The sequence below is a fragment of the Bacteroides timonensis genome (genome assembly GCF_000513195.1).
Classification (GTDB): Bacteria; Bacteroidota; Bacteroidia; order Bacteroidales; family Bacteroidaceae; genus Bacteroides; species Bacteroides timonensis.
In genome coordinates, this window is sequence record NZ_CBVI010000157.1 from 1 (window position 1) to 6,114 (window position 6,114).

Genomic DNA, 6,114 nt, shown 5'->3' on the forward strand with positions numbered 1-6,114 from the left:
GGGAACACCAAATAGGGAATGATACGCAAGGCGTATGTTATGGTAGTCCACCCGCTGATAGTTCGGCGGGTGGACTTTTCATGTTAGGGAACAGGGCGGGTTTCTTTGCCACTTTATTTTCCGGCACTCACGAAAGAAAGTGGCGGCGGCAACTTGCCGCCGTTCTCTCTCAACTAATTTTTAAGCTCTTTATGGGTACATACTTCTCTAACCACACCTTTACCTGTTCCATGTTGTATTCGCCCGTAATGATTGCCGTATGGTCGTTTATGGCTACAAACCGGACACTCTCGTAGCTATTTACCCAGCCTTGCAGGGAACAGACACCCCACGTTTCCACATCTTCAAAAACACTGCGGTCTATCCGGCTGATTGGCTCGCCGAAAACTACCGTCATTATCTGAAAGTCCGGTTTATCCTCCAGCAGTTGCAAATGGTGCAACGTGCCGAACTCGTCAATTTTGCGCCCCCACGCCCACACATCATTATACAAATCATCGCCCCACTGGTGCGGGTGGTCGAAACGGACTTTGACCTCTATGGTGTGTTCGTTTTCTTCTGTGTCCTCGATAACGCCCGTTACCATTAAGCCCGTAAAAATACACTCGCAACGCTTGCCGATAAGCTCCTTGTTTACTTCTGTCGTTTTCATATCCCTAAAATTTACTTATTACTCTGTTACTTTTTCGCTATCCACTCGTCACGCCTGCGGCGGCACTCTGTCAGCGTTTTAGCTACCGTACTGAAAAGTTCGCCGTCAAAGTGACGGTAGTCATATTGAAAATAAATCTGTCCCCTGAATGCGCCTAAGCAACATTTCACGAACTTTTCTTCTCCCGGTGTTTGGGTAATGCTTACCCCGTTTTTGTTAAGTGACTGCATGATGTCTTATTTTTATGGTTATAAACTTGGTTGTTTTTAGCGGGCAGGGCTTTGACACCCCGCCCGGATTGGTTGTTATGCCGCACGGAACACAAAGCCGTCATCAAACCAGTAATCGCACATGAACAGGTCACGGGCAAACTTTTCATAATCGAAATAGGTCTTTGCGAACTCCGGCAGGTCGTAACATTCTTCTATGATTTCATAGGCGAAATCTTCTTCATCGTCATATTCCCCTTGATATTCATCCCGGAAATCCCGTACAAGGTCGTCCGCATCTTCCTCGCCCAAATCATGGCTTTTATAGTTGCACCACACTAAAAAGGCTTCCTGCTCGGTGTCGCTCAAATCCTCCACCGCATCACGCAAAGCGAAAAAGTTTTCAGAAATCCAGCTTTCAGAAATCAGGGCTTCCGGGATATTCTCGTAATCCTGAAACATATATTCCGCATCTTCATCGTCCTTGTGCAGTTCCCGGCAGGCTTCGTAAAATTCTTCCTTGTCCGAATAATCCGAAAGGTTGAGCCATGCCCCAAACAATGAACCGTTGTTGTACTTGGCGTAAGTGCCTACATAAACGCTTGCTGCTGATAATGTCGTTGCTTCCATATTGCTGTAATTTTTAAGTTTTTAATTTTATGCGGATTCGAGAGGTGAGGGAGTTGAAGTTTCACTGAACTTTTTTCCTGTTTCCCGTAAATCCGACTTTTTTTTATGCGTCTTCCGGTCGGGTCGGTCGTTTTTGTTTCACATAGGCTCAAAAGGGTAGTGTTTAGAGTTTGCAAGGTTTTGGACAAAAAATACCTCGCAAGGCAGGGAAGATTTTTTCGCCAAACCGGAACGGCTCGATCTTGCAAAATCGTGAAGAACACGTAACTACCTTTGCCTATTGAAATGATAAAAACGACTGTCCCGGCTGGGGGACTGCGTAAGAGGAAGATTTACAGATAAGGAAACTGGGGAAAAGTGCCTGTTCTCTTTCATCTTTTAGGGAACACTCCATGCGGGCGGGAAAGGCAAGGGTATGGCAAATTTACCTTGCTGTACGCTTGTGCGGGTTTCCAACGGCTCTTTTCACAGAATACAGTCAGCCATGCCACGCACGGCTGGCGTTTCGGGGAATGTGCCAGTTGGAAAAGGATATAAAAAATGCGGGTAGTCGGTGGACTGCCCGCAAGGTGGAAGAATTTACAATACTGGGATATAGGTCGTTAGGTGGTATTTCGTTACCGAAATCGTTACCTATTCGTTTTTGCCAAGGTTATAGGTAACGAAACCTACCGGACGGCGTTCTTTCTGCTGCTTCGACTGGCTTAGAAGCTGGGTAAGGGCTTGGTACAGTTCGTTGAACTGCGCATCGGTGCTTACCTCCAGTTCCTCGATGCGCTTTAACAATTCCTCGTAACCGATTACCATTTGGCGCATGAGGACAAAAGCCCGCATGATTGAAATGTTTACTTCTATGGCTACTTTGGAACGGAGAACCGAAGAAAGCATGGCTACCCCCTGTTCGGTGAAAGCCATAGGCGGGGTGGGCGTGTGACGGATGTTGTCAGGGAACTTATCACAATTTGTGATAAGTCCTAACCACTCACTCGTCTTTGCTCAACTCAAACATGAAATCACTGGGGAAGCGGTCTATGTTACGTTTGACCGCTTGTTTCAAAGCTCGTGTTTCCACTTGATAGAGTTCTGCCAAATGCAAGTCAAGCATCAGCCGGTAACCTCTGACTTCAAAAATCTTGTTTTGGATAATCTGCAAGTCCATAATCTTATTTTTTAAGTTAGTATTTATATGACTGATATTTTTCTGTTATTTAGCTTGTTAGCTAAAATGTCCATATCTTCGCTAAGTTTAGTATCTATGATTTTTGCGTAGATTTGGGTAGTTCTTATGTTGGTGTGTCCCAACATTTTGGAAACGCTTTCAATGGGTACGCCATAACTTATGCTAAGGGTCGCAAAACTGTGGCGGGCAACGTGGAATGTGATTTTCTTATTTATTCCGCAAACAGTCGCAATCTCTTTCAGGTAATCATTCATCTTTTGATTGCTGATGACTGGTAGCAGTTTACCATTAGGTAGCTTCCCGTCATATTTCTGCAAAATGGATTTGGGTATATCCAGTAATCGAATATTGGACGTGATGCTTGTCTTATGTCTTTTCTTGATTATCCACAAATTGCCGTCAAAGGACAATCTTATATTTTCAGGTGTTAGTTCGCATACATCAACATAAGAAAGTCCAGTAAAGCAACTGAAAATGAATATATCCCGAACTTGTTCCAGTCGTTTGCTGGCAAACGTCTTTTGATATATCCGGTCTAATTCTGCCTGTTCAAGAAAATCCCGTTCTACATATTCAAATTTCAGCTTATATGCCCCGAAAGGATTAAAAGTAATCAGTCCCAAGTTGTGGGCAAACAGAACAACAGTTCTGAAACGCTGTATAAACTTCATGGCTGTATTGTGGGTACACGGATAATTCTCCCGGATAAATAGGTAGAAGCCCTCGATAAACACGACATTTATTTCCCGAAAGGTAATATCCTCCACATTATATTTATTGTGGATATATTCGGCAAGGCGATTTTTGGTAAGTTCATAACGGGTATATGTCTTTTGCGTGGCTGTTTTCCCTACTTTCAGCGCATATTGTTCATTATGCTGGGAAAATACCTGTAAGAGAGTTTTTGCTTTTTCCTCTTTACCTAAGAACACATTGCGTACTTTCTCTGCGGTTACATAGCTGTCCCGTTCTAAAATGGTCTGATAGTGTCTGTGCAAGGTAGCCTTGATGCTATCCAGCATTTCATTCATGCGGGTAAATTCCGCTCCTCTGCCATTTACCTTTCCGGTTTTGGCAGACCAGTTTTTAGGATTGACTTCAAGTTTAGTGTTGAATTGGGCTAATTTCCCGTCAATGGTAATACGTGCCATGATTGGCATATTACCGTTCTTTTTCACCTTGTCCCGTTTCAGGAAGAACAATACTCGGAATGTTGATTTCATACCTCATTTTTTAAGTTACAAAACTACTTTTATTAACTCATAATGAGATAAATGCAGGGTCGCCAAATCTCGACAACATTTCGCCATTTTCCGACAAATCGTACCCCTTTTTAAAGAATTTTGTCGGGGGTACGAATAAGGCACTAATTTTTGTCTGTCAGTGACCTTTTCGTGGCGGTCAAGGTAGCCAAAAGACAATAAAAAAAGTCCCACAAAATATTGATTTTGTAGGACTTGTCTTTTTCTTGTCGCCTTTTGGCTTTTCTTTCAGTGATCCGCTTGGGATTTTCACTTTATGGCTGTATGTGTTTGAAACACAAATGCTTTCTAAACTACTAAAATCGTACCGTAACGATTTAGTAACGATTTCCAAAATGTTGATTTGTCTGCTTATGACACCGTTGTGTCTGCTTAACTTTCCGGGTTCAAAACTACAACTTTCCTTTTAATCTACCAAACTATTTGAGTATTAAATAGATAAAAATATTTTTCTGGTGCAAGGTGCGAGCCTATATATATAAGTATAGGCTTGCACCTTGCACCAGATTCTGACTTGCACTGTACCTCCCTCCCGCTATGCTACATATTCAGATATTGAAAAAAAAGTTATGCCAAGTTGGTAACAAGTTGGCAAATGCTCCGGCACTATTGGATGAACTTTGCAGCAAATTAAAATGATAACTGTAATATGGAAGTAATAACAATGGATAGCAAGGTGTATAAAGACCTTGTCGGGAAAATTCAACGAATTGCCGACTTCGTGGCAAAGGCACAGGTTATGCCCAAAGAGGAAAATGAGGTGTGGCTGGATAGTAATCAGGTGGCGGATGCCCTGAATATAAGTACACGCACATTACAACGATTGAGAAACGAAAACCTGATAAGTTACTCTATGCTGAGAGGGCGGTGTCTTTATAAACTTTCGGAAATAGAACGGGGACTGAATGAACGCATCATCAAATGCAAACCACAGGATAGGGAGAATTTTCGGAGGAATTATTTCTTGAATGATAACGAGAATGAATAAAGAGGATATTCTTCTGCTAACGGATAAGGGGTTGGCGGTTTTCAAGTATTATATCCCTTTCTCTTTTAAACTCGGACGTAATTTCTTAAATCCGCTGTACAAAGATAGCAAGGCTTCGTGTAATGTGTATTTTGACCGGAGAAACGGAATGTACAAAATGAAGGATTTCGGAAATGATGATTATTCGGGGGACTGTTTTGCGTTGGTCGGCAAGCTAAACGGACTGAATTGTAAAGAACCTAAAGACTTTGTGCAAATACTGGCTATCATTGATCGGGATATGCACTTGGGCTTATCTGACAAGTCCGAAATGAGAATTTCCTCTACTACATCTGTTCCGGTGATTGCGGAAGTTACACATGTACCGAAAAGGAAGAAAGCAAGGCCTTATACGTTGGCGCAAAAGAGCTTTACGGCTGCGGAACTTGCCTTTTGGGGAGAAAGTGGTATCACGCAAGAGGTGCTGAAATTGTTCCGGGTGGTTTCGTTGAAGAAGTTCAGCAGCGAGAATAACGAAGGGAAACCGTTCAGCATTGTGGCGACGGATAAAGAACCGGTATTCGGATATACTGCAAAGCAATATGTGAAGGTGTACCGCCCGCACTCGGAGATGCGCTTTTTATATGCCGGGGATTTTGGGGAAAATTACTGCTTTGGGCTGGAACAGTTGCCTGCTAAGGGGGATTTGCTCTTTATTACGGGTGGTGAGAAGGACGTGATGAGCCTGACGGTTCACGGGTTTCATGCTATCTGCTTCAATTCGGAAACGGTGACTATTCCCGTGGGGATTATTCATAGGCTCTCTTTCCGGTTCAAACATATTGTCCTGCTCTATGATGTGGATAAAGCGGGGCTGGACAGTTCGGCAAAACAAGAACTGGCGTTGAAGAACTATGGGGTGAAACGATTGTTGCTACCACTGGCGGGAACGAAGGTGGAAAAGGATATTTCGGACTTTTTCCGTTTGGGAAACAGCCGGGAGGATTTGATTAAACTATTTCTGGATTATCTGGATACAATATACAGCGAAACTATGTCTGCTCTGAAATCTTGTGAGGTGGATTTTAATAATCCGCCGCCCGTGGCACAAATGGTTGTGTCGGTGAATGATGTGCCGTTAGGCACGCAAGGGAATATCCTCTGTATTACCGGTGGTGAGGGAACCGGAAAAAGTAATTATGTGACGGCATTGA

General features: G+C 43.2%; 6 protein-coding genes and 1 pseudogene. 2 read left to right on the plus strand and 5 right to left on the minus strand.

The window, feature by feature from the left end; genetic code table 11:
- Window positions 1–169 precede the first annotated feature (169 nt).
- The 5 genes and pseudogenes from BN161_RS26040 to BN161_RS26060 form a co-directional block, all read right to left on the minus strand.
- Window positions 170–652 (minus strand): DUF7258 domain-containing protein, encoded by a 483-nt coding sequence (locus BN161_RS26040; RefSeq protein WP_044271869.1) that lies wholly within the window; start codon window positions 650–652, stop codon window positions 170–172.
- 26 nt (window positions 653–678) lie between these two features.
- Entirely contained in the window at window positions 679–882 is a 204-nt protein-coding gene (locus BN161_RS26045; protein ID WP_044271871.1) for a DUF3873 domain-containing protein, read from the minus strand.
- Between the two features lie 75 nt (window positions 883–957).
- Window positions 958–1,491, minus strand: coding sequence for an antirestriction protein ArdA (locus BN161_RS26050; RefSeq protein WP_044271872.1), 534 nt, complete (start codon window positions 1,489–1,491; stop codon window positions 958–960).
- 633 nt (window positions 1,492–2,124) lie between these two features.
- Window positions 2,125–2,650, minus strand: a pseudogene (locus BN161_RS26055) (ORF6N domain-containing protein).
- A 23-nt stretch (window positions 2,651–2,673) separates the two neighbouring features.
- Window positions 2,674–3,894: a site-specific integrase gene (locus BN161_RS26060; RefSeq protein WP_044271875.1), complete on the minus strand. Its 1,221-nt coding sequence runs from the start codon at window positions 3,892–3,894 to the stop codon at window positions 2,674–2,676.
- A gap of 688 nt (window positions 3,895–4,582) precedes the next feature.
- Between BN161_RS26060 and BN161_RS26065 the strand changes: the two genes are divergently transcribed.
- Together BN161_RS26065 and BN161_RS26070 are read left to right on the plus strand one after the other, a co-directional pair.
- On the plus strand, window positions 4,583–4,921 hold the full coding sequence (locus tag BN161_RS26065; protein ID WP_010535364.1) for a helix-turn-helix domain-containing protein: 339 nt from the start codon (window positions 4,583–4,585) through the stop codon (window positions 4,919–4,921).
- On the plus strand, window positions 4,914–6,114 hold a 1,201-nt coding region (locus BN161_RS26070; RefSeq protein WP_244436628.1), incomplete at its 3' end, for a toprim domain-containing protein. The genes BN161_RS26065 and BN161_RS26070, both read left to right, overlap by 8 nt.

Excerpts from the sequence above, each read along its gene's own strand:
- BN161_RS26040 (WP_044271869.1), bottom strand. The coding sequence starts at position 652 with ATGAAAACGACAGAAGTAAACAAGGAGCTTATCGGCAAGCGTTGCGAG.
- BN161_RS26045 (WP_044271871.1), bottom strand. The coding sequence starts at position 882 with ATGCAGTCACTTAACAAAAACGGGGTAAGCATTACCCAAACACCGGGA.
- BN161_RS26050 (WP_044271872.1), bottom strand. The coding sequence starts at position 1,491 with ATGGAAGCAACGACATTATCAGCAGCAAGCGTTTATGTAGGCACTTAC.
- BN161_RS26060 (WP_044271875.1), bottom strand. The coding sequence starts at position 3,894 with ATGAAATCAACATTCCGAGTATTGTTCTTCCTGAAACGGGACAAGGTG.
- BN161_RS26065 (WP_010535364.1), top strand. The coding sequence starts at position 4,583 with ATGGAAGTAATAACAATGGATAGCAAGGTGTATAAAGACCTTGTCGGG.